Source organism: Streptomyces axinellae, from assembly GCF_039532135.1.
Classification (GTDB): domain Bacteria; phylum Actinomycetota; class Actinomycetes; order Streptomycetales; family Streptomycetaceae; genus Streptomyces; species Streptomyces axinellae.
On the sequence record NZ_BAAARJ010000021.1, the window covers coordinates 84,271 to 108,448 of the forward strand.

At 71.7% G+C, this 24,178-nt stretch carries 22 protein-coding genes; 6 read left to right on the top strand and 16 right to left on the bottom strand.

What is annotated here, in order from left to right; all coding sequences use genetic code 11:
* Positions 1–35: 35 nt before the first annotated feature.
* Both ABD339_RS27470 and ABD339_RS27475 read right to left on the bottom strand, forming a co-directional pair.
* Complete coding sequence (locus ABD339_RS27470; RefSeq protein WP_344569713.1) at positions 36–1,235, bottom strand: acyl-CoA dehydrogenase family protein; 1,200 nt, start codon at positions 1,233–1,235, stop codon at positions 36–38.
* A gap of 55 nt (positions 1,236–1,290) precedes the next feature.
* Entirely contained in the window at positions 1,291–2,958 is a 1,668-nt protein-coding gene (locus ABD339_RS27475; protein ID WP_344569715.1) for an MFS transporter, read from the bottom strand.
* Positions 2,959–3,245: 287 nt separating this feature from the next.
* On the opposite strand from ABD339_RS27475, the gene ABD339_RS27480 reads away from it, so the two are divergent.
* Together ABD339_RS27480 and ABD339_RS27485 are read left to right on the top strand one after the other, a co-directional pair.
* A complete protein-coding gene (locus ABD339_RS27480; RefSeq protein WP_344569717.1) occupies positions 3,246–4,400 on the top strand; it encodes a glycosyltransferase family 39 protein in 1,155 nt (384 codons plus the stop codon).
* A 229-nt stretch (positions 4,401–4,629) separates the two neighbouring features.
* Entirely contained in the window at positions 4,630–5,598 is a 969-nt protein-coding gene (locus ABD339_RS27485; RefSeq protein ID WP_344569719.1) for a phosphatase PAP2 family protein, read from the top strand.
* A gap of 221 nt (positions 5,599–5,819) precedes the next feature.
* On the opposite strand, the gene ABD339_RS27490 is transcribed toward ABD339_RS27485, so the two are convergent.
* Positions 5,820–6,035 (bottom strand): I78 family peptidase inhibitor, encoded by a 216-nt coding sequence (locus ABD339_RS27490; protein WP_344569721.1) that lies wholly within the window; start codon positions 6,033–6,035, stop codon positions 5,820–5,822.
* A 489-nt stretch (positions 6,036–6,524) separates the two neighbouring features.
* Here ABD339_RS27490 and ctaD point away from each other — a divergent pair, with 489 nt between their 5' ends.
* Positions 6,525–8,264: an aa3-type cytochrome oxidase subunit I gene (gene ctaD / locus ABD339_RS27495; RefSeq protein ID WP_344569723.1), complete on the top strand. Its 1,740-nt coding sequence runs from the start codon at positions 6,525–6,527 to the stop codon at positions 8,262–8,264.
* A gap of 55 nt (positions 8,265–8,319) precedes the next feature.
* On the opposite strand, the gene ABD339_RS27500 is transcribed toward ctaD, so the two are convergent.
* From ABD339_RS27500 to ABD339_RS27510, 3 genes are all read right to left on the bottom strand, one after another.
* Entirely contained in the window at positions 8,320–9,432 is a 1,113-nt protein-coding gene (locus tag ABD339_RS27500; protein WP_344569725.1) for a hypothetical protein, read from the bottom strand.
* Positions 9,429–10,682 carry a glycosyltransferase family 4 protein gene (locus tag ABD339_RS27505; RefSeq protein WP_344569727.1) on the bottom strand — a complete coding sequence of 418 codons (1,254 nt, stop codon included), beginning with the start codon at positions 10,680–10,682 and terminating at the stop codon, positions 9,429–9,431. Before ABD339_RS27505 ends, ABD339_RS27500 begins: the two co-directional genes overlap by 4 nt.
* A gap of 262 nt (positions 10,683–10,944) precedes the next feature.
* The gene (locus ABD339_RS27510; RefSeq protein WP_344569728.1) at positions 10,945–11,574 is read right to left on the bottom strand and encodes a transglycosylase family protein; all 630 of its coding nucleotides are present in this window, start codon (positions 11,572–11,574) and stop codon (positions 10,945–10,947) included.
* 460 nt (positions 11,575–12,034) lie between these two features.
* On the opposite strand from ABD339_RS27510, the gene ABD339_RS27515 reads away from it, so the two are divergent.
* Complete coding sequence (locus ABD339_RS27515) at positions 12,035–12,955, top strand: hypothetical protein (protein ID WP_344569797.1); 921 nt, start codon at positions 12,035–12,037, stop codon at positions 12,953–12,955.
* 274 nt (positions 12,956–13,229) lie between these two features.
* Positions 13,230–13,490 carry a hypothetical protein gene (locus ABD339_RS27520; protein WP_425576118.1) on the top strand — a complete coding sequence of 87 codons (261 nt, stop codon included), beginning with the start codon at positions 13,230–13,232 and terminating at the stop codon, positions 13,488–13,490.
* A 35-nt stretch (positions 13,491–13,525) separates the two neighbouring features.
* On the opposite strand, the gene der is transcribed toward ABD339_RS27520, so the two are convergent.
* The 5 genes from der to aroH all read right to left on the bottom strand — a co-directional run bounded on the left by der (position 13,526) and on the right by aroH (position 18,122).
* Complete coding sequence (der, locus tag ABD339_RS27525; protein ID WP_344569730.1) at positions 13,526–15,001, bottom strand: ribosome biogenesis GTPase Der; 1,476 nt, start codon at positions 14,999–15,001, stop codon at positions 13,526–13,528.
* 112 nt (positions 15,002–15,113) lie between these two features.
* Positions 15,114–15,800, bottom strand: coding sequence for a lysophospholipid acyltransferase family protein (locus ABD339_RS27530; protein WP_344569731.1), 687 nt, complete (start codon positions 15,798–15,800; stop codon positions 15,114–15,116).
* Complete coding sequence (gene cmk / locus ABD339_RS27535; protein WP_344569733.1) at positions 15,797–16,543, bottom strand: (d)CMP kinase; 747 nt, start codon at positions 16,541–16,543, stop codon at positions 15,797–15,799. The genes ABD339_RS27530 and cmk overlap by 4 nt, the downstream gene beginning before the upstream one ends.
* A 119-nt stretch (positions 16,544–16,662) precedes the next feature.
* Entirely contained in the window at positions 16,663–17,751 is a 1,089-nt protein-coding gene (locus tag ABD339_RS27540) for a prephenate dehydrogenase (RefSeq protein ID WP_344569735.1), read from the bottom strand.
* The gene (gene aroH / locus ABD339_RS27545; RefSeq protein ID WP_344569736.1) at positions 17,751–18,122 is read right to left on the bottom strand and encodes a chorismate mutase; all 372 of its coding nucleotides are present in this window, start codon (positions 18,120–18,122) and stop codon (positions 17,751–17,753) included. Before aroH ends, ABD339_RS27540 begins: the two co-directional genes overlap by 1 nt.
* A gap of 198 nt (positions 18,123–18,320) precedes the next feature.
* On the opposite strand from aroH, the gene ABD339_RS27550 reads away from it, so the two are divergent.
* Positions 18,321–18,641 carry a DUF952 domain-containing protein gene (locus ABD339_RS27550; protein WP_344569737.1) on the top strand — a complete coding sequence of 107 codons (321 nt, stop codon included), beginning with the start codon at positions 18,321–18,323 and terminating at the stop codon, positions 18,639–18,641.
* A gap of 109 nt (positions 18,642–18,750) precedes the next feature.
* Here the strand turns inward: ABD339_RS27550 and ABD339_RS27555 are convergent, their stop codons facing one another.
* Genes ABD339_RS27555 through ABD339_RS27575 form a run of 5 tightly spaced genes read right to left on the bottom strand, consistent with a single transcriptional unit; the run spans position 18,751 to position 23,787 of the window.
* A complete protein-coding gene (locus ABD339_RS27555; protein ID WP_344569741.1) occupies positions 18,751–20,073 on the bottom strand; it encodes a pseudouridine synthase in 1,323 nt (440 codons plus the stop codon).
* Positions 20,073–20,918, bottom strand: coding sequence for an SMC-Scp complex subunit ScpB (gene scpB, locus ABD339_RS27560; RefSeq protein WP_425576115.1), 846 nt, complete (start codon positions 20,916–20,918; stop codon positions 20,073–20,075). The genes ABD339_RS27555 and scpB overlap by 1 nt, the downstream gene beginning before the upstream one ends.
* On the bottom strand, positions 20,911–22,020 hold the full coding sequence (locus ABD339_RS27565; RefSeq protein WP_344569743.1) for a segregation and condensation protein A: 1,110 nt from the start codon (positions 22,018–22,020) through the stop codon (positions 20,911–20,913). The genes scpB and ABD339_RS27565 overlap by 8 nt, the downstream gene beginning before the upstream one ends.
* Before the next feature lie 25 nt (positions 22,021–22,045).
* A complete protein-coding gene (locus tag ABD339_RS27570; RefSeq protein WP_344569745.1) occupies positions 22,046–22,726 on the bottom strand; it encodes a hypothetical protein in 681 nt (226 codons plus the stop codon).
* The gene (locus ABD339_RS27575) at positions 22,723–23,787 is read right to left on the bottom strand and encodes a ParA family protein (RefSeq protein WP_344569747.1); all 1,065 of its coding nucleotides are present in this window, start codon (positions 23,785–23,787) and stop codon (positions 22,723–22,725) included. The genes ABD339_RS27570 and ABD339_RS27575 overlap by 4 nt, the downstream gene beginning before the upstream one ends.
* Positions 23,788–24,178: the final 391 nt, after the last annotated feature.

Genomic DNA, 24,178 nt, shown 5'->3' on the forward strand with positions numbered 1-24,178 from the left:
AAGAGCGGGGGTGGCGCCGGAAGAGCGGGGACGGTCTAGCCCCGGAAGGCGTCCTGGCCCGTCAGGGCCTTGCCGAGCACCAGTTGGTGCATCTCGACCGTGCCCTCGTAGGTGAGCACGGACTCCAGATTGGTCGCGTGCCGCATCACGGGGTATTCGAGCGAGATCCCGTTGGCGCCCAGGATCGTGCGGGCCGTGCGGCAGATCTCGATCGCCTCGCGGGTGTTGTTGAGCTTCCCGAAGCTGACCTGCTCGGGCCGCAGCCGCCCGGCATCCATCCGGGTCCCCAGATGGTGGGCCAGCAAGATGCCCTTGTGCAGCTCGACGGCCATGTCCGCGAGCTTGGCCTGGGTGAGCTGGAAGCCCGCCAGCGGCTTGCCGAACTGCTCGCGCTCCTTCGCGTAGCCGAGCGCGGACTCGAAGCAGGAGCGGGCGGCGCCCATCGCGCCCCACACGATGCCGTAGCGGGCGTGGCTCAGACAGCTGAGCGGGCCGCCCAGCCCCACGGCCTCCGGCAGCGCCGCGTCGGCCGGCAGCCGCACCCCGTCCAGGACCAGCTCGCTGGTGACCGAGGCGCGCAGTGACCACTTGTGCCGCATCTCCGGCGCCGAGAAACCGGGGCTGTCGGTGGGCACGACGAAGCCGCGGATGCCCTCGTCGGTACGGGCCCACACCACGGCCACCCCCGCGACCGAGCCATTGGTGATCCACATCTTGCGGCCCGTCAGCACCCAGTCGGAGCCGTCGCGTTTGGCGTAGGTGCGCATGCCGCCGGGGTCCGAGCCGTGGTCCGGCTCCGTCAGGCCGAAGCAGCCGATGACCTCGCCGGCGGCCATCCGGGGCAGCCAGGTGTTCTTCTGCTCCTCGCTGCCGAAGCGGTGGATGGCGTACATCGCCAACGAGCCCTGCACCGAGACCAGCGAGCGGATGCCCGAGTCGGCGGCCTCCAACTCCAGACAGACCAGCCCGTACTGCACGGCCCCGGCGCCAGCGCAGCCGTAGCCGGTGAGCGACATGCCCAGCGCGCCGAGACCGCCCAGCTCGCGGGCCAGCTCACGGATACCGGGCAGTTCGCCGCGCTCGTACCAGTCGGCGATGTGTGGCAGGACGCGGTCGGCGGCCCAGGAGCGCATGGTCTCGCGCACGGCGCGGTCCTCGTCGCCGAGCAGGTCGTCGATCCCCAGCGGGTCGTGCGCGTCGAACGCCGGCTTCGCCGACGCTGACTTCGCTGACATCGGGCTCATGACAGGCGCCTCCCGCAGTGGAACGATCACGGATACGCGCCTGACGCTACGACTGGGTAATGCCTCGCGACAAGAGGCTCCCCGCGTCCCCGCCCTGCTCCGCGGGCCCGCCGGAGCACTCTTCGCCGCCGGGCGGACGGCTGCCTTCCACACGGCGCGGCAACCGCAGCGCCGCCACCGCTCCGAGCAGCAGCAAGCCCGCGCTGACCAGCAGCGTCACATGCAGCCCCGAGACGAAGGAGGCGCGGGCAGCGACGCGCAGCGCGTGCCCGGCCGGTCCGTCCAGATGGGCCGCGACCTCGTACGCCTCACCCAGTGAGTTGCCCGCGTCGGCGCTCGCCGACGCGGGCACCCCGGAGTGTCCGGCGGTGGCGCGCACGCCCGGCGCGTAGGCAGCGTTCATGACGCTGCCGAGCAGGGCGATGCCCATGCCCGCGCCCAGTTGGTAGGCGGTCTCGCCGACGGCCGCGGCCCCGCCCGACTGCTCGGGGGGCGCCTCGCTGAGCATCGACTCGTAGCAGCCGAACAAGGTGGTCTCCAGGCCGAAGCCCAGCAGCACGAAGCCGCCGATGAGCAGGCCCGGCCGGTCCTGCTGGCCCACCCCCGTCAGGCTCAGCACCGCGACGGCCGTGACGACGAAACCGAGCGCCACCATCGTGCGCGGGCCCAGCAGGGCCAGCAGCCGGGAGCCGGCGAGCCCGGCGGCGATGGCGGCGACGGACAGCGGAAGCAGCCGCAGCCCGGTCTGGAGCGGGGAGAGCCCCAGCACGAGCTGGAGGTACTGGGCGGCCATCAGCGCGAGACCGACCAGCGCCAGCACCGTCAGCACGATGCAGCCGACGGAGGTGCCGAAGGCGGCGCGGGTCAGGGTGCCGAAGTCGATCAGCGGGTGGGGGCGCCTGCGCTGGCGGCGTACGAACACCGCCAGCAGGGCGGCACCGGCCAGCAGTGGCAGCCAGGTGGCAACCGCGTACAACTCGCCGGCGCCCGCGCGCTTGACCCCGAAGATCACCCCGCACAGTCCGGCGGCGGCCAGGACCGCGCCGAGCGCGTCCCAGGGTCCCTCGCCGCCGCTGACGGATTCGGGCAGCAGCCAGCGGCCCAGCGGCAGGCTGGCGGCCATCAGCGGAATGTTGATCAGGAAGACCGAGCCCCACCAGAAGTGCTCCAGCAGCAGTCCGCCGACCAGCGGGCCGACGGCGGCACCGACCGCCGCCACCGCGCTCCAGATGCCGACGGCCAGCGCGCGCTCGCGGCGGTCGGGAAAGACCTCCCGCAGTATCGACAGCGTCGCCGGCATGATCATGGCGCCGCCCACCCCGAGCAACGCACGGGCTCCGATCAGCACGCCGGGGGATTGCGCGTAGGCGGCCACACCCGAGGCGACGGCGAACAGCGCGTACCCGAACAGGAGCACCCGGCGGCGGCCCAGCCGGTCGCCGAGGGTGCCGAAGAGGATGAGCAGCGAGGCGCACATCAGCGGATAGGCATCGACGATCCACAGCAGCTGGGCCGAGCCGGGCCGCAGATCCTCGGACACGGCGGGCACGGCGACGTGCAGCACGGTGGCATCGACGGCCACCAGGAGCAGGCTCGCGCAGAGGACGACGAGCACGATCCAGCGGTTGGCGCTCCCGTCCGTGTGGCGCGGAGCGGCGCCCTGACCGGGAAAGTCCGCCGCTTCTCCGGACGCGGCCGTGGTCGTCCCGCTCATGTACGCACCTCCTCTTGCTCTCGCACCCGCGGGCCGTTCGGGGAGTGTGGCGACGGTCGCCGGCGACATCGCGGCGGCCGGTCGGCTTCGGCCCGTTGCAGAGGGGCGAGTGGCCGTCAGCGTACGCGAGCCGCCGCGCGCGTCGATCGTGGCCCCGTCCAGCGGACGGGGGCCCGGGGTCTCCGCTGCCCCGGCAGCATGGGGTCATGACCGTAGCCGGACACCCGCACCGGCCTCCGGTTCGCCCCGGTCCCCGGAGACGGGACGCGGTGGCCAATAATCTGCGGATGACCGACCTCGCCACCCCCGGCTCCCCCTCCGCCGATACCGGCCCCCGCGCGGGCGCCGCGCGCCGTGCCGCGCCCGCGCTGCTGGCGTACGCGGGGGTGCGGCTGCTGGGCCTGCTGCTGCTGGCGGTCTGGGGCACGGACTCGGGCCAGAGCGCGCGTCATGTGCTGACGCGGCGCTGGGATTCCCTCTGGTACACGCGGGTCGCCGAGGGCTGGTACGGCTACGAGGTCCGGCTGCCGGGCGGCGGGGTCCATTCGGACCTGGCGTTCTTTCCACTGCTCCCCGCGCTGGAGCGGCTGTTCGCGCAGATTTCGCCGATCGCCCCTGCCGACGCCGGGATGCTGGTGAGCTGGGTCTCCTCGCTGGCCGCCGCCTGGGCGCTCTACCTGACCGGGGAGCGGCTGTACGGGCGGCCCGCGGGCATCTGTCTGGCCGTGCTGTGGGCGGCGGTGCCGGTCGGGGTCGTGCAGTCGATGGCCTACAGCGAGTCGCTGTTCACGGCGCTGGCCGCCTGGTCGCTGTACTCGGTGCTGACCGGACGCTGGGTGTGGGCCGGGGCACTGGCGGCGCTGGCGGGGCTGACCCGTCCGGTGGGCGCCGCCGTGGTGGCCGCGGTGTGGATCACGGCGCTGGCCGGACTGTGGCGCGAGCGGCGCCGCCCGACGGCACGCATGGTGCTGGGGCTGGTGCTGGCACCGCTGGGCTGGTTCGGGTACTTCGTATGGGTGGGAGTGCGGACCGGCAGTGTCACCGGATATCTGGACATCCAGGGGCAGTGGGGGAACGGCTTCGACGGTGGCTGGGCGTTTCTGGGATTCATCGGAAAAAACCTGACCGGATCGGTCATCGGCGGTCTCGGCCTGCTCGCCGGAGTGGCGCTGGTGGTCTGGCTGTACGTGCTGTGCGTACGGCAGCGGCAGCCGGTGGCGCTGCTGGTGTACGCGGGCCTCGTGCTGGTGCTCGCACTGGGCGCCAAGGGCTACTTCGGTTCCAAACCACGGCTGTTGATGCCCGCCTTCCCCCTGCTCCTGCCGCCCGCCGTGGCGCTGGCGCGGTGGCGGCCCCCGCGGGCGGCGCTGGCGCTGAGTGGGCTCGCGGCGCTGTCGGCCGTGTACGGCGCGTGGTGGCTGCACGGTTCGGGGCCGCCGTGAGCAGTTGCCGGTTGAAAACACCAGGCCGGCGAGGGAAATTCGGAATTTCTCCGCAACGGCCGTGTGACCGAAGTCGCTTCGCCGTCGCTTCCCGGCAATGAAGAAGCCGCCGAATCGACCGACATAAACATCGCCTAAGTGTGTGCGGGGCGCTTTTCCACATCACATCGGCATCACGAAGAGCCCGCCATCGGCGAAGGCACTCTTCACGCGCGGTAATCTCGATTGGGTGCGTACCGACCGAATCTTCTCCCGGCTGGAGCAGGAGCCTCACCGCCCCTGCGGCCCGGCCCCGCGGATGAGCCGGATCCGGCTGGGTCTGTTCAGTACCACGGTCGCCTTCTACGTGGCCATCGTGGTCGCGGTACTGGGCTCGACCTGGCTCGTCCAGCTCGACTGGCAGGTCATGCTCTTCCGCCCGTACAAGCAGTGGCCCGAGATCCACGGGTTCCTGGACGCCTTCGTGGTGCTGGGACAACGGGGGCCGACGGCCGTGCTGGTGGCCGCCTGGCTGGGCTGGCGCTCCTGGCGGCAGCGCACGCTGCGTCCGCTGCTCGCGCTGGGCTTCTCGCTGCTGCTGCTCAACCTGACGGTCGGGGCTGTCAAGATCGGCCTGGGGCGCCTCGGGCCGCACTACGCGACCTCCATCGGTTCGGCCGAACTCTTCGCCGGCGGCGATATATTCCCCTCCGGTCACACCGCCAACGGCGTGGTGACCTGGGGCATCCTCGCTTATCTGGCCACGACGCCGCTCGCCCGGCGGTGGCTGTCCGTCGTCGGCGCCGTCTTCTCGCTCGGGGTGGGCGCCACCACCGTCTACCTCGGTACGCACTGGGTCAGCGATGTGCTGCTGGGCTGGGCCGCCGGGCTGCTGATCCTGCTGGGACTGCCCTGGTGCGAGCCGGCCATCGCGCGTACGGAGGCGGTGATCTTCGCACTGCGTGAACGGTTCCTCACCTCGGGCTGGCCGCTGGCCCCCAAGCAGGCGCCGGTACAGCCCGTGCGGGCGCGGCAGGCGCTGGTCACCCCCCGCACCGTCCCGGCGCAGGAGACCGCCGCGGGTGCGCGTACGACCACGGTGCCGCGAAGCGCCGAGGAGGCGCGTGCCGCGGATGCTGTGGGGGCGGGCGCCGGGCGCGGACGCGGGAGCTCCGCATCCTCCACGGGCGGCTCCTTGGCCTCCTCGCGGCGCTACTGACCGCAAGATCCGCCGCGTTGAGCCCCTGTCGCCCGGGACCTCCGGCCCTTTCAGCGCCCGCTGCCTTTGACGCCCGCCCTCATGAGCGGCCCGCCTTGGGCGTCCACCGTCTTGAGCGTCGCCCGCCGGCTCGGGCCCCGGGGCCCGGCACCGGCCGTGCGGGCGGCCGGGCGAGGAAGCCGGTACGCACAGCCCTTCCCCGCCCGTCCGGCCCGGCCTGCTCAGCCCTTCCAGCAGCGCACCACCTGCTCGCCCCGGACCGCGAGGTTGAGCCGCCCGGAGACGAACTCCATCGTGATGATCGCGTCCGGCGCCAGTTGACGCACGGTGGTCCAGCCCCGCTCCCTGGCCCGCCGCTCGGCGTCCTGGGCGCTCATGCCCACATAGGTCTCGGGGTCGTCGTCGGACAGCTGGGAATCCGGTGTTTCGGGTGCCATGCGGCCACCGTAGGCGCCAGGGCGTGACACCCGGAAGTCTTGCCCTCTCTGCGGCCGAGTCACGCTTGTGTCACAACGCTCAGTGCACGATCCGGCGTTGCAGCCGTCACTCGTACGTGGCTGTTCCCCGGCGGTAATTCCATGGGCTCCGGATTTCGGATTGCGTTCCGTAAAGAGCGGAACTACTACCCGATACATGAATTCCGGAACAGCGCGCCAAGGGCACCTTAAGACTGTCGGAAGAGATTCTGAAGAACCGTTGGCCGCGGCCCAATTCCCCTTCCGTGTATGCCGCCTGCCCGGTGGCCGGCCGCGGCGCGGGAGGCCGTGTGTGCGCGCCCTCCCGCGCGCCGGAGGGCCGAAAGTCATCGGTTCGCACCCTCGCGCCCACCCGTGCCCTGCCGCATCATGGCCTGTGCCCGGACGGCAGGCACTGCCTGACGCACGCGCCCGGACGCACCGCCGTATGAACGGAAGCGAGGGGGCAGCATGGCGACGGACACCACCGAGGCCACGGCGGAGGAAGGCGGCTCCGCCCCACGGGTGCGCCGGCCCGGGGCGCTGGTGGTGGACTGGCTGACCACCACCGACCACAAGAAGATCGGCCACCTCTACCTCATCACCTCCTTCGCCTTCTTCCTGGCCGGCGGGGTGCTCGCGCTACTGATGCGCGCCGAACTGGCCCGTCCGGGGCTTCAGTTGATGACGAACGAGGAATTCAACCAGGCGTTCACGATGCACGGCACGATCATGCTGCTGCTCTTCGCCACGCCCACCTTCGCGGGCTTCGCCAACGAGATCATGCCGTTGCAGATCGGCTCGCCCGATGTGGCCTTCCCCCGGCTGAACATGCTCTCGTACTGGCTCTTCCTCTTCGGCGGACTGATCGTGCTGGGCTCCTTGCTGGTGCCGACGGGCCCGGCCTCCTTCGGCTGGTTCGCCTATGCGCCGCTCAACTCGCTGACGCACTCGCCCGGCGTGGGCGCGGACTTGTGGATCATGGGGCTGGCGCTGGCCGGGTTCGGCACGATCCTGGGCTCCGTCAACTTCCTGACGACCATCATCGGGATGCGCGCCCCGGGCATGACGATGTTCCGGCTGCCGGTCTTCACCTGGAACACCCTGTTCACCTCGATCCTCGTCCTGGTCGCCTTCCCCGTGCTGGCGGCGGCGCTGCTGTGCCTGGAGGCGGACCGCAGGTTCGGCGCGATGGTCTTCGCACCGGAGAACGGGGGCGCGCTGCTGTGGCAGCACCTGTTCTGGTTCTTCGGGCACCCGGAGGTCTACATCATCGCGCTGCCGTTCTTCGGCATCATCACCGAGATCATCCCCGTCTTCTCCCGGAAGCCGGTCTTCGGCTATGTGATGCTCGTCGGCGCGACGATGGCCATCACCGGGCTGTCCCTGGTGGTGTGGGCGCACCACATGTTCGCCACGGGAGCGGTGCTGCTGCCGTTCTTCGCCTTCATGTCGTTCCTGATCGCGGTGCCCACAGGCGTGAAGTTCTTCAACTGGATCGGCACGATGTGGCACGGCTCGGTCTCCTTCGAGACCCCCATGCTGTGGTCGGTCGGCTTCCTGGTCAGCTTCCTGTTCGGCGGGCTGACCGGCGTGCTGCTCGCCTCGCCGCCACTGGACTTCCAGGTGACCGACTCGTACTTCGTGGTGGCGCACTTCCACTACGTCGTCTTCGGCACCGTCGTCTTCGCGACGTTCGCCGGCTTCTACTTCTGGTGGCCCAAGTTCACCGGGAAGATGCTCGACGAGCGGCTCGGGAAGATCCACTTCTGGACGCTGTTCACCGGCTTCCATCTCACTTTCCTCGTCCAGCACTGGCTGGGCGTGGAGGGCATGCCCCGGCGGTACGCGGACTATCTGGCGGCGGACGGGTTCACCGCGCTGAACACCCTCTCCTCCCTCGGCGCCTTCCTGCTGGGCCTGTCCACGCTGCCGTTCCTCTACAACGTGTGGAAGACCCACAAGTACGGCAGACGGGTCGAGCAGGACGACCCGTGGGGCTACGGACGCTCGCTGGAGTGGGCGACCTCCTCCCCGCCGCCGCGCCACAACTTCGTGACCATGCCGCGCATCCGCTCCGAGTCCCCCGCCTTCGACCTGCACCATCCGGAGGTCGCCTCGGCGTCGGCGGAGGAGTCGGCGGCGTCCCGCCCGCAGGCCGCCACGCTGCCCGCGCAACGCGGCGGTCCGGCCGGTCCGGCGGCCGGCTGACGCGGACGGCAGGTCGGGAACGGTCAGGTCACGAACGGCAGGGCACGAACGGCGGTCAGCGCCCCCGGTCGATCCGGACGGCGAGGTCGTTGTTGAGCGTGTAGTACGGCTTCGCCGTCACCGCCCCGCGCGGTCCTGGGGTTTCGGACTGCTCGTCGTCCTCCGTCGCGGTGGGCGCCGCTCCCGGCGGGGACGGGGTGAGGGAGCAGGCGGGGAAGGTAAAGATCCGCTTCTTGTCCGGGACATCATCCAGGATGCGGGCGACCCGCACCGCCTCCGCTCCGGCGGCGGGCCGCAGCCACAGGTCCCACAACTGGTGGTCCGCCAGCGGCGGATAGGGCAGCGCGGCGGTGAAGTCCTCGCCCTCGGCGGTGACCGCGGCCAGGACCGGAGGGCCCTCGCCCCTGCGCGGCCACGCCTCCAGCCGCGCGGCCGGGGTGATCCCGGCGCCGTACAGACGTCCGCGTAGCACCATTCCGCCGTCCATGACCCGCAGCGATCCGGCCTCGGCGTGCGGCCAGCGCAGCCAGGCGCGGACGGTGAGGTTGCCGTGCTCGGTGGCGTACGGGATGCGCACCCCGAGCCAGGTGCGGCCCTCGCGCGGTGTGCGGTCGACCAGGGAGCGCAGGTCGTTCACACCCGGCGACAGCCGCCGGGGCGCCTGGCCCTCCAGCGCGAGGAAGACGTTCCAGCGGCCTTCGGTGAGCCGCACGGTGCTGGGCAGCGCGGCACGCAGGACGACTTCGCCCCCGCCCGGCCCGCCTGCCGTGACCGCCCCGTCCGCCGTCTTCACCACGGGCGTCAGCGGCAGCCGCACCTCCTCGGTCTCCCCCGAGGGGCCGGGGCGGCGGCGCAGCAGCAGGCCGGGGTCCTGATCGCCGGCTCCGGTCGGCAGCCGTACGTCGAAGGTGAGGCCGCCCGCGATGTCGGCCGTGCAGTCGGCGGTGGGACCGCGCTGCCCCTGCTTGCCGCGCACGGGTTCGCCGGGGGCGGCCGGAAGGGCGGCGCCGCCCCCGCTCGCTGCGCCCACTCCCCCGATTCCGCCCTCTTCGGTCGTCGTACGGCTCTCTTCGGTCGTCGTACGCGCCCCGGGCGCGCTCTCCGGCCCGGCGAGGGGCCCTGCGGGGGTCCCTGGAGTGGGGACCGTCTCGGTGGTGCCGCCGCTCATGCTGTACGTCCCGCCTGGAGCGCCCCGTGACCCACGCTCCTGAGCGCGTCCTTGAGAACATAGGCGCCGCCGAGGAGCGAGCCGCGGGCGTGGTGCAGGCTGCGGGCGCCGAGCCCGGTCAGCTCCCGCACCAGGGATTCGAAGCGCGCGCCCACTCGTGCGGGGTCGAACCGCTCGGCGTCGGCCAGCGCGGCCCGGCCCATGCGCCGGCGCAACCCGTCGTCATTGATGAGGCCCAGCAGCGCCCCTGCGACGGCGTCCTCGTCACCCATGGGCACCAGGCGGCCGTCCACACCGGAGCGGATGATCTCGCCGGGCCCGTGCGGGCAGTCGGTGGCCACGACGGGCAGCCCGCAGCGCATGGCCTCGACGATGGTCATGCCGAAGGACTCCAGGCTGGAGGTGACGGCGGCGATGGAGCCCTTGGCCCACTCGGGCTCGATGGGGTGGGTGGGCCCCATGAGGAAGACGTGGTTGTAGAGGCCGAGTTCGTCGATGAGGGCGCGCAGTCCGGGCCGCTCCCGCCCGCTGCCGTATATCCGCAGCCGCCAGTCGGGGCGCTCGGCCACCACCTTGGCGAAGGAGCGGATGAGCAGGTCGTAGCGCTTGGCCGGGGCGAGCCGCCCGGCGGCGACGACCCATTTGCTGCTGACGTCGGACGGGGTGAGACCGGGTGCGGGCACGCTGTTGGGCACGGCCGCTATCCGTACGCCCGGCAGCCGCAGCTTGTCGCGGTAGTCGGCGGCATCGGCCTCGGTGACGGTGGTCAGCGCGTCGAGGCGGGGATAGACGCTGCGCAGCGTGAGTTTGAGCCGCCGGGGGTGGGTGGCGAGCGTGAGGTGCTCCTGGCCCATGCGCACCGGTCCGCGGCGGGTCTGGCGCGCGATATGGGTGTTGAGGCCGGGACGGGTGCCGATGACGATGTCGGCCTCCGTGCTGCCCAGGTGCTCCCCGATGAGGCGGTCGGTCAGCGCGCTGTACATCGGATACTTCCCGTCGCCGGTGGGGAAGACCTCGGCGGGCCGGGTGTGCTCGCCGCCTTCGCCGTGCGCCTCCTGAACGTCCCGGACGTCCACGAGGTGCCGGAGTCTCACCCCGGGCCCCGGATCGAAGACCGGCCGGCCCCGGTTGCGGAACACCGACACCACCTCGACATCGTGGTGTTCCGCCAGGCTTCGGGCGAGGTTATAGGTTGTCCGCACCGTTCCCCCGATGGCGTACCCATTGTGGAGCAAGAACGAAATGTGCATATTCCCCGAGTCCCACGCAACCTCGCGGTCAGTCCCCCTCTGTCCGCCTGTCATCCTCTTGGACGGATGAAACGGGGCGCGGGTTGGTTGGGCCGCACATCTTATTTCAGAAGAGTGCCCAAACAGCTTCTCGATTGTGATGGACAATTGGGAATTATTCTCTCCGCCTGTTCGTTCTGGTGCACCTCCGGCGTGAGGAACGACGGCGGCCCCGCCAGGCGCTGTGACCTGGCGGAGCCGCTGGTGTCTTCCGGGCCGCGGATCAGACGTGGAGCCGCTGGCCGGGCAGAATGAGGTCCGGGTCACCCCCGATGAGCCCCTGGTTCGCGGAGTAGAGGGCGCGCCAGCTCTTGTGGTGCGCCTTCGCGATCGAGCCCAGCGTGTCACCGGCCTTGACGGCGTAGTTGCCCGAGCCGCGCACCGCGCCCCGGTTGGCGCGTGCCGCGCTCCGCTCGTCGCCCTGCGGCTGCGCGGACTTCGGCTTGGCCTGCGGCTGTGGCCGTGTCTGCTGCGGCGCGGGGGCCGCCTCGCTCTGCGGCGGGGTACCGGAAGCTCCGGCCTTGGCCGAACAGTTCGGCCACGCCCCCCAGCCCTGCGCCCGCTGCACCTTGGTGGCGATGGCGATCTGCTGCGCCTTGCTGGCCTTGTCGGCGGTCGGCGCGTAGGCCCCGCCACCGTGTGCCCGCCAGGTGCCGGCGGAGAACTGGAGCCCGCCGTAGTAGCCGTTCTTGGTGTTGATCTGCCAGTTCCCACCGCTCTCGCACTGGGCGATGCGGTCCCACACTCCGTCGTTCGGCGCCGCCGAGGCCGTAGGAGCGGTGGCGGCGAGCAGCGCGAACGGGGCGGCGATACCGGCACCCGCGAGCACCGCTGCTGTACGACGTTTGGACAAAGGAATCCCTCTCCACGAACCCGGGAACCAACCCCCGTCGGCTCCCCCGAGCGGATGAGTGCGCTTGCGCGTCCGGCGCCCGCACTCGCTTCCGCCTGTCCCGGGTAGTGCTCGGTGCACCGCCGAGGAATGTAGGAAGGTGCTCGCCCGACTTTCAACCGAATCCTCGTCTTTCCAGGCCAGTTGCCGGTTACCCGCTATAACAGCGATTTCGGGACACCCCCTATAGCGGGCAAAACAGGGACGTATCTCCTCGCTCATGCCGCGGCATGTGAGCGGCCTCACCGGTCGAACTCGCGTGCCCCCTCTGTTTATTGACGGAGCGTGAGCTGTTCGGCCTGTTATGTGACCGTCTGCGTCCGGCCCGGGGACCTCACAGCCGTGAACGCGTGACCGTCACCACAGATCTTCCGTTGTCCACACGAACAGGAACCGAAAGCCAGGAGCCTCCGTGTCCCCCATGCTCGATGTCAGCGACGCCGTACGCGCCGAGATCGGTGAAGCAGAAGCCGACAGACTGCTCGCCGGAGAGAACGCCCCGGGAAACTACGACTGCACCTCCTGTCGCACCCCGGGCCACACCAGCCAGGAGCGCACCAGCACCGTGCTGTTCGTCGGCGAGGAGACAGCCGTTCTCGCCTTCGCCCATGCCACCTGCATCCCCTCCCAGGTCGTGACCGTCTCCGAGGAGCAACTCCAGGGAGCCGTACGCACCATCGCGGCAAACGAAGCGAACGGAGGGCAGGGCGGGAACGGAGCAGCCGGAGGGAACGAAGCGAATGGAGCCGCCCAGGTTCCGGCGCCCTCCGCCGCCCCGTCCCTGACGCCGGCCACGCCGATCGCTCCCCCGCCGCACGGCGCACCCGCCGCGCCCCCCGCCCCCGCCGCCCACGAAACCGGGCCGCGCCAGGCGGTCCTGGGAGTCACCTGCGGCCAGGTCCTCATCGAGGGCACCCTGCACCCGGCCATCGTCGTCGAGCCCACGGGCCCCATCGCGCGCCCCGGCTCCGACGGACCCGGTGACGAATTCCTGGCGCTGCTGATCGAGCAGGGCTTCCTGCCGGTCACGGACGTGGCATGCCGCCCCTCGCCGATCGCCGGATGGTCGGTGCTGCTGGCCATGGGACAGCTGCACGCCATCCTCCAGCCCCCGGCCAACCCCGGAGCGCAGCCCGCCGCGTGGTGGCAGGCCCACCAGCCCCTCGCGGTCACGGACGGCTGGCGCACGGCGGCGGCCAAGAGCCACAAGGTGCTGGTCTACGCGGCACCCGCCGGATCCATCGGCCAGCAGCCCCGCGAGGACCTGCTGCGCGAGGCCCTGGAGAAGGCGGCGGCCGGCAGCGTACTGGTGGCCGCCACGATGCCGCTCACCGGCACCTGAGCCCCACTGGCTCCGAGGTGAGGCCAGCGGCGGTACGGCGGCGCCGCCGGGCACGGGCGGTGGCGAGGCACTGTCGCGGGAGGCGCTGTCGCCGGCCGGAGACCGGACGGGGGGGGCGGGAAGCGCGGCGGGCCAAACCACGCGGACTGTGCGAACGGGACATTCGACGCATGGAACCGCATCCGCCGCGCCGCCCGTTCGTTGGGCAGTCGTGCAGCCTTACGAACCACTCCGCGCCCAGAACATCCACCTCAACCAGGGCCAGATCCCCGGTATGCGGCACCCGCGTGGCGCCTCACCGGACGGTTCGGGCACCCCGATCTACGACTCCCTCTACGCGGAGTGGCGCCGGCTCTTCAAGGCCCTGCCCGGCGACCGTTCCGGGGAAGAGGAGCTGCGCTTCGAGGGGTTCGGCACGGTACACGGCACGGGGACGGGGGCCTGGGGCGGCCACGAGCCGTCGGCCGCCTCCTGGCACACCTCCTCGTGGCACGTCCCCGCCCTCCCCCCGGCCCCGCGCAACGGCCACCACTGAGCCGGAGCTCCGCGCGGCGCCGTCTCCCGCGGCGCCTACTTCTTACGGCCGCGCTTCTCCCGCACCCGCACCGAGATCTGGACCGGGGTGCCCTCGAACCCGAACTCCTCGCGCAGCCGCCGCTCCACGAAGCGGCGGTACCCGGCCTCCAGGAAGCCCGAGGCGAACAGCACGAACCGGGGCGGCTTGGTGCCCGCCTGGGTACCGAAGAGGATGCGCGGCTGCTTGCCGCCCCGTACCGGGTGCGGGTGGGAGGCGACGATCTCGCCGAGGAAGGAGTTCAGCTTCCCCGTGGGCACCCGCGTCTCCCAGCCCGCCAGCGCGGTCTCGATCGCGGGGACGAGCTTCTCCATGTGCCGCCCGGTGCGCGCCGAGACGTTGACCCGAGGAGCCCACCGCACCTGTACGAGGTCCCGTTCGATCTCCCGCTCCAGGTAGAAGCGGCGCTCCTCATCCAGCGTGTCCCACTTGTTGTAGGCCAGCACCACCGCGCGGCCCGATTCGACGGCCATCGTGATGATGCGCATGTCCTGCACGCTGATCGACTCGCTCACATCGACCAGCACCACCGCGACCTCGGCCTTCTCCAGCGCGGCTGCCGTGCGCAGCGAGGCGTAGTAGTCGGCGCCCTCGGTCATGTGCACGCGGCGCCTGATGCCCGCCGTATCGACGAACTTCCAGGTCCTGCCGCCCAGTTCGATCAGCTCGTCGACGGGGTCGCGGGTGGTGCCCGCCGTCTCGTCCACCACGACGCGGTCCTCGCCCGCCACCTTGTTGAGCAGCGAGGACTTGCCGACGTTGGGGCGGCCGATGAGCGCGACCCGGCGGGGGCCGCCGAGCACGGTGCCGAAGGACTGCTCCGGCGCCTCGGGGAGGGCCTTGAGCACCTCGTCCAGCATGTCGCCCGTGCCGCGCCCGTGCAGCGCCGAGACGGGATGGGGCTCGCCGAGGCCGAGCGACCACAGGTAGGCGGCGTCGGCCTCGCCGGAGGGGCCGTCCACCTTGTTGGCACACAGCACCACGGGCTTGCCCGCGCGGCGCAGCAGCTTGACGACGGCCTCGTCGGTGTCGGTCGCGCCGACGGTGGCGTCCACGACGAAGACGACGGCGTCGGCCGCCTCCACGGCGAACTCCGCCTGGGCCGCGACGGACGCGTCGATGCCGAGCACGTCCTGTTCCCAGCCCCCGGTGTCCACGAGCTTGAAGCGGCGGCCCGCCCACTCGGCCTCGTAGGTGACCCGGTCCCGGGTGACCCCGGGACGGTCCTCGACGACGGCTTCGCGGCGGCCGATGATGCGGTTCACCAGCGTCGACTTGCCGACATTCGGGCGGCCGACGACGGCGAGGACGGGCAGCGGGCCGTGCCCGGCCGCGCCGAGCGCGCCCTCCACCTCCTCCGGGTCGAAGCCTTCTTCCGCCGCCAGCTCCATGAACTCGGCGAACTCGGCGTCACCCAGCTCACCGTGCCCGTGCTCGTGGCCTTCGTCGGCGGGGTGCATCTGGTCGTTCATGACGTCTCGTCCTGTCATTCTGCGTTCAGGTCTGGGTGGATGCGGCCTCGGTCCGGCGCCGCCCGAGGGGGCGGTGCCCCGGATCGCCGGTCGCGGCGGCCGGTTCAGCCGCTCAGCCGCTCTCGGCGCCCGCACCGGTGGTGGGCCTGCCCGTGAGCCGCCTGGCCTCGGTCAGATGCCCGGTGAGCCGTTCCTGGAGCTGGGTCGTCGCCTCGTCCAGTGCCTTCCTGGTGCGGCGCCCGCTGCCGTCGCCGACGGAGAAGGGGTCGCCGAAGACCACGTCGATCCTGCTGCGCAGCGGCGGCAGCGCCCGGATCGCCCGGCCGGCGCGCTCCGCGCTGCCCAGCACCGCGACGGGTACGACGGGGGCGCCCGAGCGGAGCGCGAAGTAGGCCAGGCCCGCGCGCAGGGAGGCGAAGTCGCCCTCGCCGCGTGTGCCTTCGGGGAAGATGCCGAGCACTCCGCCGCGCTTCAGCACGCCCAGCGCGTTGCCTATGGCCATGCGGTCGGCGGAACTGCGATCGACCTTGAGCTGGCCGATGCCGCGCAGGAAGGGGTCCAGCGGGCCGATGAACGCCTCCTGCTTGATCAGGAAGTGCACCGGCCGGGGCGCCGTGCCCATCAGCATGGGTCCGTCGATGTTGTGCGAGTGGTTGACCGCGAGGATGACGGGGCCGCTCGGCGGCATCCGCCAGGCGCCCAGCACGCGGGGCTTCCACATGCCGTACATCAGCCCGATGCCGATACGGCGCCCGACGGCGGCTCCCCGCTCGCCGGGGACGGAGTCGGAATCTGTCACCTGGCAGCCTTCTCCATCCGCCCGGCCTTGTCCGCCGACGCCTTCTCGACGAGGGTGACCACGCACTCGATGACCTGCTCCAAGGTCAGCTCGGTGGTGTCCACCTCGACGGCGTCGCCGGCCTTCTTCAGGGGCGAGGTCTTCCGGCTGGAGTCGGCCTTGTCCCGCGCGGCAAGCGCCTGCTGGGTGGCGGCCAGATCGGCGTGGGCCTTGCCGTCGGCCGACTTCAGCTCTCCGCTGCGGCGGGCGGCGCGGGCCTCGGGCGAGGCGGTGAGGAAGACCTTCAAGTCGGCGTCGGGCAGCACGGTGGTGCCGATGTCGCGGCCCTCGACGACGATGCCGGTCCCCGCGTCCCCGGGCTCCTGCGTCCCGGCGGCGATGGTGCGCTGCAGGTCGGTGATGCGGGTGCGGACCTCGGGCACCGCGCTGACGGCGCTGACGGCGGCCGTGACCTCCTGGGAGCGGATGGGCACCGAGGCGTCGGCGCCGTCCGCCGAGATGCCGGGTGCCTGCGGGTCCGTGCCGGAGACGATCGCGGGCTTGTCCGCCGCGGCGGCGATCTCGGACGGGTCGCTCACGTCGATGCCGTTGTTCAGCATCCACCAGGTCATCGCCCGGTACTGGGCGCCGGTGTCGAGATAGCGCAGTCCCAGGCGGGCCGCGACGGCCTTGGAGGTGCTGGACTTGCCCGTGCCGGAGGGGCCGTCGATGGCGACAATCACTGCTGCCGGGGTTGCAGACACGGTGGTGGGCACCTTTCGTGAAGCTCTGGGTTCTCGGAGCACGGCGCGTGGGAACGGGGGCCACGGCGAGCAGGACTCCCGCACAAGGCTACCGGCTCCCCACCGGGCCCCGTCCTGCCCTACTGCCGGCGCAGCGACCAGCCGCTCTCGCGCAGCGCCTTCTCCAGAGGCCGCACCGCGCCGGGCACCACATTGAGCTGCACATAGCCGGCCTGCTGGCCGGTGGCGTGCTCGATACGGACGTCCTCGATGTTGACCCCGGCGGCTCCGGCGTCCGCGAAGATCCGCGCCAGCTCCCCAGGCTGGTCGCTGATCAGCACGATCACCGTCTGGTAGGCGGTGGGCGCCTGGCCGTGCTTGCCCGGGACGCGGGCCCGGCCCGCGTTGCCCCGGCGCAGCAGAGCCTCGACACCCTCGGCGCCCGAGATGCGCTGGGTCTCCTCGGCCGAGTCCAGCTCGCGCAGCGACCGCACGGTGTTCTCCAGGTCGGCGGCCACCTGCGCGAGGATCTCGGCGACCGGGCCGGGGTTCGCGGAGAGGATGTCCACCCACATCGCCGGGTCGGAGCCCGCGATCCGGGTCACGTCGCGCACACCCTGACCGCACAGCCGTACGTCCGTCTCGGCGGCGTCCTCCAGCCGGGCGGCGACCAGGCTGGAGAGCAGTTGCGGAGTGTGCGAGACGAGCGCGACCGCCCGGTCGTGGTCGTCGGCGTCCATGACCACGGGCACGGCCCCGCACAGCGAGACCAGCTCCAGTGCGAGGTTCAGCACCTCCGTGTCGGTGCCCGGAGTGGGGGTGAGCACCCACGGCCTGCCCTCGAAGAGGTCGGCGGTGGCCGCCAGCGGGCCCGACTGCTCCCGGCCGGACATGGGGTGGCTGCCCAGGTAGGTGGTCAGGTCCCCGCCGTGCTCGGTGACCTCGCGGCGCGGGCCGCCCTTGACGCTGCCCACATCGATGACGCCCCGGGCCAGGCCCCGCCGCTGGACGTCGCAGACGGTGGCGGCGACGTGGGCCGGGGGCACCGCGACGATCGCCAGATCGACGGCTTCCGCGGGCTCCCCCTCGATCCCCGCGCCGAGCGAGGCCGCTGTGCGGGCCTGCTCGTGGTCGCTGTCGGCCAGGTGGACCCGGACGCCGCGCGCCGAGAGGGCGAGCGCGGCGGAGGTACCGATGAGTCCCGTGCCGATCACGAGGGCTGTACGCATTACTGGGCGATGTCCTTGCGGAGTGCGGCGGCTGCGCCGAGGTAGACGTGGTTGACGGCCGACCTGGGCAGCTCGGTCTCTGTGTGAGCCAGGATACGGACCACCCGCGGCATCGCGCCCGCGATCTGGAGTTCCTGGGCGCAGATCAGCGGGACGTCCACGATGCCCAGCTTGCGGGCCGCCGCCGCGGGAAAGTCGCTGTGCAGGTCGGGGGTGGCCGTGAACCAGATACTGATGAGGTCCTCGGTGGAGAGCGCGTTGCGCTCCAGCACCGTGGTGAGCAGCTCTCCGACCCGCTCGCTCATGTGCTCCGCCTCGTCCCGGTCCAGCTGGACGGCTCCCCGGACCGCGCGTACCGCTCGTCCCGCCATCTGTCACTCCCCTCCGCGCCGCCGTGGGCCGCGCCGCCGTCCGGCAGGTCCCGCTGCGGACCCCGGACCCCTCTCGTCTCGCTCCCGGCCGGGCCCGTGCCGCCCGGCCCGGGGCCCGTCTGTGTGCCGTGCCAGGGTAGGTACCGCGTGCGCGCGGATGTGCGGGCCGCCCGCCCAGTGAGACGGTACAAGGGAGACATGATCTTCCATGTGGTCCCGCTCGACGACTGGCTGCTGGCCCCCGACCGCCCGTACGCGCCGCGTGTGCTGGCGGAGGGCGGCTTCATCCCGTGCACGGCCGAGGAGTCACAGGCCCTGGCCGTCGCCGACACCCGCTTCCGGGAGACCGTGGGGCCCGTCATGACGCTGATGATCGACGAGCACCGGCTGGACGCCCGGCTGCGCTGGGAGCCCACGCCGCAGATCTACGGCCGCATCAACCGCTCGGCCGTCGCGGGCATGCTGGAGGTCGAACGCGACCACGAGGGCAGAGCGCTGGCCCTGGCCGTATGGTCCTGACCCGGCCCCGTCCCGTACGGCCCTGACCCGAGGGCGCGGCCCGGGTCCACCGGGCCGCCCGGCCGCTCCCCCCGCCGACCACGCCCGGGCGACCGGCCGCCGCCCGGTCCTACAGCCCGACCTCGTTCATCAGCATGCCGACCTCCGTGTTGGTCATACGGCGCAGCCAGCCGGACTTCTGGTCGCCCAGGGCGATGGGCCCGAAGCGGGTGCGCACCAGCTTCTCGACCGGGAAGCCCGCCTCGGCGAGCATGCGGCGCACGATGTGCTTGCGCCCCTCGTGCAGCGTGACCTCGACCAGGTAGTTCTTGCCGGTGTTCTCCACGACCTTGAAGTGGTCGGCCCGCGCGTACCCGTCCTCCAGCCGGATGCCGTCCTTCAGCCGCTTGCCGAGATCGCGCGGCAGCGGGCCCTGGATGGCGGCCAGGTAGGTCTTGGTCACGCCGTAGCGGGGGTGGGTGAGGCGGTGGGCCACCTCACCGTGGTTGGTGAGCAGGATGAGGCCCTCGGTCTCGGTGTCGAGGCGGCCCACGTGGAAGAGCCGGGTCTCCCGGTTCTGGACGTAGTCGCCCAGGCACTGGCGGCCCTCCGGGTCCTCCATGGAGGCCACGACGCCGGCGGGCTTGTTGAGCGCGAAGAAGACGTAGGACTGGGCGGCGATCGTCAGCCCATCGACCTTGATCTCGTCCTTGGTGGGGTCCACCCGCAGGCCCTGTTCGAGGACGACTTCGCCGTTGACCTCGACCCTGGCCTGCTCGACCAGATCCTCGCACGCGCGCCGCGAGCCCATGCCGGCCCGGGCCAGCACCTTCTGGAGGCGCTCGCCCTCCACCTCGCCGAACGTCTTGGGGAGCTTGACCGGCGGCTTGGTGTGCCGTGCCCGGTTGCGCTCCTCGATCTGCGCCTCGTACTCGCGGGGACGCGCGGGCGCCGAGGCGTTGCGGGAGCGGGCCTTGGGGGCACCGCTCTTGGTCACGTCCTTGCGCACGTTGCCGCCGCCCCTGGGGCCGCCCTTGCCGGCCCCGGACTTGCCCGCACCGGGCTTGCCAGCGCCGGGTTTGCCCGCACCGGGCTTGCCAGTGCCGGGCTTGCCAGTGCCGGGCTTGCCCGCACCGGGGCGTCCGGTGCCCGGCTTGCCGCCGGTCCTGGGCTTGGCGCCGGCGGAGGATCCGGAAGAGCCGGCTCCCGTGGTCCTGCCGCCGCTCCGGCTCCTGCCCTGGCCGCCCTGACCGCCGCCCGCGCCGCCGCCCGGCTGGTTGTAGCGGCGCTCCTCGGGACGGGGCGCGCCGGTCCCGCGGCGCCCCTTCTGTGCCCCCTGCCCCCGGGAGCCGCCGCGGGCTCCTTGTCCGCGGCCTCCCTGGGCGCCGCCGCTCTGGCCGCCGCCCTGCTTGCCGTTGCGGTTTCCGCCGGTGTTCCTGCCGCTGCTTCGCATCAATGTTCCGTCTGGGAGTCGCTGGAAAGGTCGTCTACGTCGAACGACGGCATGCTCTCCTGAGTCTCCCCCTCGACGGCTGCCGCCTCCGGAAGGAAGGGTGCCAGCTCCGGGAGCTCGTCCAGGCCGCGCAGGCCCATCCGCTCCAGGAAGTAATGCGTCGTCCTGTAAAGGATCGCACCTGTCTCGGGTTCCGTGCCCGCCTCCTCCACCAGTCCGCGCTGGAGCAGGGTGCGCATGACGCCGTCGCAGTTCACGCCGCGTACGGCCGAGACCCGCGAACGGCTGACCGGCTGCCGGTACGCGACGACCGCGAGGGTCTCCAGCGCCGCCTGGGTCAGCCGCGCCTGCTGGCCGTCCAGCACGAAGCGCTCGACCGCGTCCGCGTAGTCGGCCCGGGTGTAGAAGCGCCAGCCCCCGGCCACCAGCCGCAGCTCGAAGCCGCGGCGCTGCGCGGTGTACTCGTCGGCCAGCTCGCGCAGCGCGTCGGAAACCTCGCGGGGCCGCCGCTCCAGCACCTTGGCCAGGTGCTCGGATGTGGCGGGCTCGTCCACGACCATCAAGACGGCCTCCAGGGCCGGTTTCAGCTCCAGTTCCGCGACGCCCGAGGCCCCGGCGGGCGACCCGGCCCCGGCCTCGGGCCCCTGCTCCGCCCCGCCCTCGGGCCCCGTTTCCGGTGCGGCTTCCGCCGGAGCACCGCGCTCCACGGGCGGCGCCTCGGCGACGGCCTCCTGCACCTCGTAGGTGTCGTCGGTCACGCGGTCGGTGCCGGTCACGTCTGTCACGTGGTTCACCTGATTCACGTGGTCCGCCTGGTTCACGTCGCTCACGTGGCTCTCACTCATCCCTGGGCTCCCCCGGCTCCTGGTCGAACTCGTCGGTCACCAGCGGTTCGGTGCCCGCCGCCCCGCTCCACGTGACGAGCAACACACCCAGCGCCTCGTCCTGCTCCAGCCCCACAGCCCGCTCCCGGTACAGCTCCAGCAGCGCCAGAAAGCGGGCGACGACGGTGAGGGTGTCGGGGGCGTCGGCCGTCAGTTCCTGGAAGGTGGCCTCGCCGTGCTCGCGCAGCCGGGTCACCACGATCTCGGCCTGTTCGCGGACGCTGACGAGCGGGGCGTGGATGTGCTCGACGTAGACCTGCGGCTTGGGTTTGGGCCGCATCGCCTTGACCGCGAGCTTGGCGAAGCCCTCCAGGCCGATGCTGAGCGCCACCTCGGGCAGCAGTTCGGCATGGTGCGGCTCCAGCCCGACGGTACGCGGGTACCGGCGCGATTCCGCTTCCAGGCGCCCCGCGAAGATGTTCGCGATCTCCTTGTAGGCGCGGTACTGCAACAGCCGCGCGAACAGCAGGTCCCTGGCCTCCAGCAGTGCCAGGTCCGCCTCGTCCTCCACTTCGGCCTGCGGCAGCAGCCGGGCGGCCTTCAGGTCGAGCAACGTGGCGGCGACGACGAGGAATTCGGTCGTCTGGTCGAGGTCCCAGGCGGGTCCCATGGCGCGGATGTGCGCCATGAACTCGTCGGTGACCTTGGAGAGCGCCACCTCGGTGACATCCAGCTTGTGCTTGGAGATGAGCTGGAGGAGGAGGTCGAAGGGGCCCTCGAAGTTGTCGAGCACGACCCGGAAGCGCCCGTCGTCGGCCTCTTCGGGCTCCCCGCCGCTTTCGTCCGCTTCATCCTCCGGGCCGTCCTGCCCGGCCGCTACGGGCTGTTCGGGCTCCGGGGGCTCAACACGTGCGGGTGGTGCGGGTTCTGCGGGCGTCCCGGCCGCCTCGTCGCGCCTGTCGGCCTCCTCGCCCCCCTTGGCCGCGTCGGCTGCGTCGCCCACATCAACTGCGTCGCCGGCATCGGCCGCACCGGCTGTCTCGTTCGTGGAAACGACGCCGGGCCCCCGCCCCAGCGTGCGGCGGGAGCCCCGGTGCGCGAGTGTGTCGTCAGGACTGGGCATCGCAGGCAGCGTACTGGCAAGCCCCTCAGCGCCCGCGCAACCGCCGTACGAGAATGCTCGCGTCACCGCGCGACTCCAGATCGGCCAGCACCACGGCGACCGCCTCCCGCACGATGCGCCCTCTGTCCACGGCGAGCCCGTGCTCACCGCGCAGCACGAGCCGCGCGTGCTCCAGGTCCATCAGCTCCTCGGCGGAGACATAGACCGTGATCTTCTCGTCGTGGCGCTCGCGCCCGCTGGGGCGCCGGTTGGCCGCGCGGCCCCCGCGTCTCGACGACGCGGCGGACGACGAAGCCGCCGTCGCCTGGCGCCCCTTGGCGGAGCCGCGCTGCGCGGTGCGCTCGGTGCGCTCCTGCTGGCCGCCTTGACCGCTCTGGTCGCGCTGCTGGGGCGCTGTGGGCTGCTCGCCCGGCGCCGCCCGGCGTTCGCGCCCGGCGTGCTCGCCGCCATTGCCCGCTGCGGCCCCGTCCTCGTTCTTGTCGTCCGCCGGGCGCTCCGGATGACCGGAGTGCCCGGAGCCGGGCTCGGGTTCGGAGGCGGGCGCCGGAACCTTCGGCGCAGGCGCCTGGGCCGGGGCCGGCACGGACGGTGCGCTCTCGCCGTTCAGCTGGCCGCCTTGCGCGGGCGCCCCCTGCTGGGGAGCCGACGGCTGCACGGCGGATCCCCCGGTCGTACGGAACAGTTCGTCGGCTGCCGGCAGACTCACTCGGCGTGGCACCGGGCGAGCACCTCCCTGGCGAGCTGGCGATAAGCGGCGGCGCCGACCGAGTTGGAGGCGTACGTCGTGATCGGCTCGCCCGCCACCGTGGTCTCCGGGAAGCGGACGGTGCGTCCGATGACCGTGTGGTAGACGTTGTCGTCGAACGCCTCCACGACGCGCGCGAGCACTTCTCTGCTGTGCACGGTGCGCGAGTCGTACATCGTCGCGAGGATCCCGTCCAGCTCCAGCTGGGGGTTGAGCCGCTCCTGGACCTTCTCGATCGTCTCGGTGAGCAGCGCGACCCCGCGCAGCGCGAAGAACTCGCACTCCAGCGGAACGATCACCTTGTGCGCCGCGGTGAGCGCGTTGACGGTGAGCAGGCCGAGCGAGGGCTGGCAGTCGATCACGATGAAGTCGTAGTCGTTCAGCAGCGGGCCCAAGGCGCGCTGGAGTGTCGACTCGCGGGCGACCTCGCTGACGAGCTGCACCTCGGCCGCCGACAGGTCGATATTGCTGGGCAGCAGGTCCATGCCCGCCACGGCCGTCTTCAGCAGCACCTCATCGGGCGCGAGACCGCGCTCCATCAGGAGGTTGTAGACGGTCAGGTCCAGCTCCATCGGGTTGACCCCGAGGCCGACCGAGAGGGCGCCCTGCGGGTCGAAGTCGACGAGCAGCACGCGGCGTCCGTACTCCGCGAGCGCGGCGCCCAGGTTGATGGTCGAAGTCGTCTTGCCGACCCCGCCCTTCTGGTTGCACATCGCGATGATCTTCGCCGGGCCGTGCTCGTTGACGGGGCCGGGGATCGGGAAGTACGGCAGGGGCCGGCCCGTGGGGCCGATGCGCTCGCGGCGCTGACGGGCCGCGTCGGGCGCGAGGGTCGCGGCATACTCCGGATCGGGTTCGTACTCCGCGTCCGGGTCGTAGAAGTGCCCCTCCGGCAGCTCGCCGTAGTTGGGGTCGTATTGAGGATCACTGTAGTCGGCGAAACGCTCGGCGGACTGACCGTTCGTAGCGTCCCCGGCCGTGGCGTTCACGTGGTGGCCGTCCATGCTCTGGTGGGCTGTCATGCGGGGAGTCGGAGTCTGGTGGGCTGCGAAGGTGCGGACAGCGACGGAGCCGACACCCTCGGACCATGTGGGACCTGAGGACCCCTGGCCTCGTACAGGCGCTCCTGGTTGACCACCCCCGGGAGAAAATGTCGACTCGTTCACAAGTCGTCCTACCTCCTTGGTGACCAGGAAATTTCTAGACAGGTCAGCGTGGCACCATGCCGACGGTTGGCGACTCTATGGCGTGTCGGCGGTCCGCAGCAACACAATCCGCCGGAGACGGCACGATGTGTCGGTAACCGAGCACCTGTATGTCAAGAGGCCGCGAGTGTTCTCGAAGCGGGTTCCGGGGCGCGCAAAAAGGTTAGACGGTTACGTTAGCGGCGAGTTGAGAGCCACGCGTGGCGAC

What these genes read in the sequence shown, in the direction of transcription:
- ABD339_RS27470 (WP_344569713.1), bottom strand. Translation starts at nt 1,235, where the DNA reads ATGTCAGCGAAGTCAGCGTCGGCGAAGCCGGCGTTCGACGCGCACGAC.
- ABD339_RS27475 (WP_344569715.1), bottom strand. Translation starts at nt 2,958, where the DNA reads ATGAGCGGGACGACCACGGCCGCGTCCGGAGAAGCGGCGGACTTTCCC.
- ABD339_RS27480 (WP_344569717.1), top strand. Translation starts at nt 3,246, where the DNA reads ATGACCGACCTCGCCACCCCCGGCTCCCCCTCCGCCGATACCGGCCCC.
- ABD339_RS27490 (WP_344569721.1), bottom strand. Translation starts at nt 6,035, where the DNA reads ATGGCACCCGAAACACCGGATTCCCAGCTGTCCGACGACGACCCCGAG.
- ctaD (WP_344569723.1), top strand. Translation starts at nt 6,525, where the DNA reads ATGGCGACGGACACCACCGAGGCCACGGCGGAGGAAGGCGGCTCCGCC.
- ABD339_RS27500 (WP_344569725.1), bottom strand. Translation starts at nt 9,432, where the DNA reads ATGAGCGGCGGCACCACCGAGACGGTCCCCACTCCAGGGACCCCCGCA.
- ABD339_RS27505 (WP_344569727.1), bottom strand. Translation starts at nt 10,682, where the DNA reads ATGCACATTTCGTTCTTGCTCCACAATGGGTACGCCATCGGGGGAACG.
- ABD339_RS27515 (WP_344569797.1), top strand. Translation starts at nt 12,035, where the DNA reads ATGCTCGATGTCAGCGACGCCGTACGCGCCGAGATCGGTGAAGCAGAA.
- ABD339_RS27520 (WP_425576118.1), top strand. Translation starts at nt 13,230, where the DNA reads ATGCGGCACCCGCGTGGCGCCTCACCGGACGGTTCGGGCACCCCGATC.
- der (WP_344569730.1), bottom strand. Translation starts at nt 15,001, where the DNA reads ATGAACGACCAGATGCACCCCGCCGACGAAGGCCACGAGCACGGGCAC.
- ABD339_RS27540 (WP_344569735.1), bottom strand. Translation starts at nt 17,751, where the DNA reads ATGCGTACAGCCCTCGTGATCGGCACGGGACTCATCGGTACCTCCGCC.
- aroH (WP_344569736.1), bottom strand. Translation starts at nt 18,122, where the DNA reads ATGGCGGGACGAGCGGTACGCGCGGTCCGGGGAGCCGTCCAGCTGGAC.
- ABD339_RS27550 (WP_344569737.1), top strand. Translation starts at nt 18,321, where the DNA reads ATGATCTTCCATGTGGTCCCGCTCGACGACTGGCTGCTGGCCCCCGAC.
- ABD339_RS27555 (WP_344569741.1), bottom strand. Translation starts at nt 20,073, where the DNA reads ATGCGAAGCAGCGGCAGGAACACCGGCGGAAACCGCAACGGCAAGCAG.
- scpB (WP_425576115.1), bottom strand. Translation starts at nt 20,918, where the DNA reads ATGAGTGAGAGCCACGTGAGCGACGTGAACCAGGCGGACCACGTGAAT.
- ABD339_RS27565 (WP_344569743.1), bottom strand. Translation starts at nt 22,020, where the DNA reads ATGCCCAGTCCTGACGACACACTCGCGCACCGGGGCTCCCGCCGCACG.
- ABD339_RS27575 (WP_344569747.1), bottom strand. Translation starts at nt 23,787, where the DNA reads ATGACAGCCCACCAGAGCATGGACGGCCACCACGTGAACGCCACGGCC.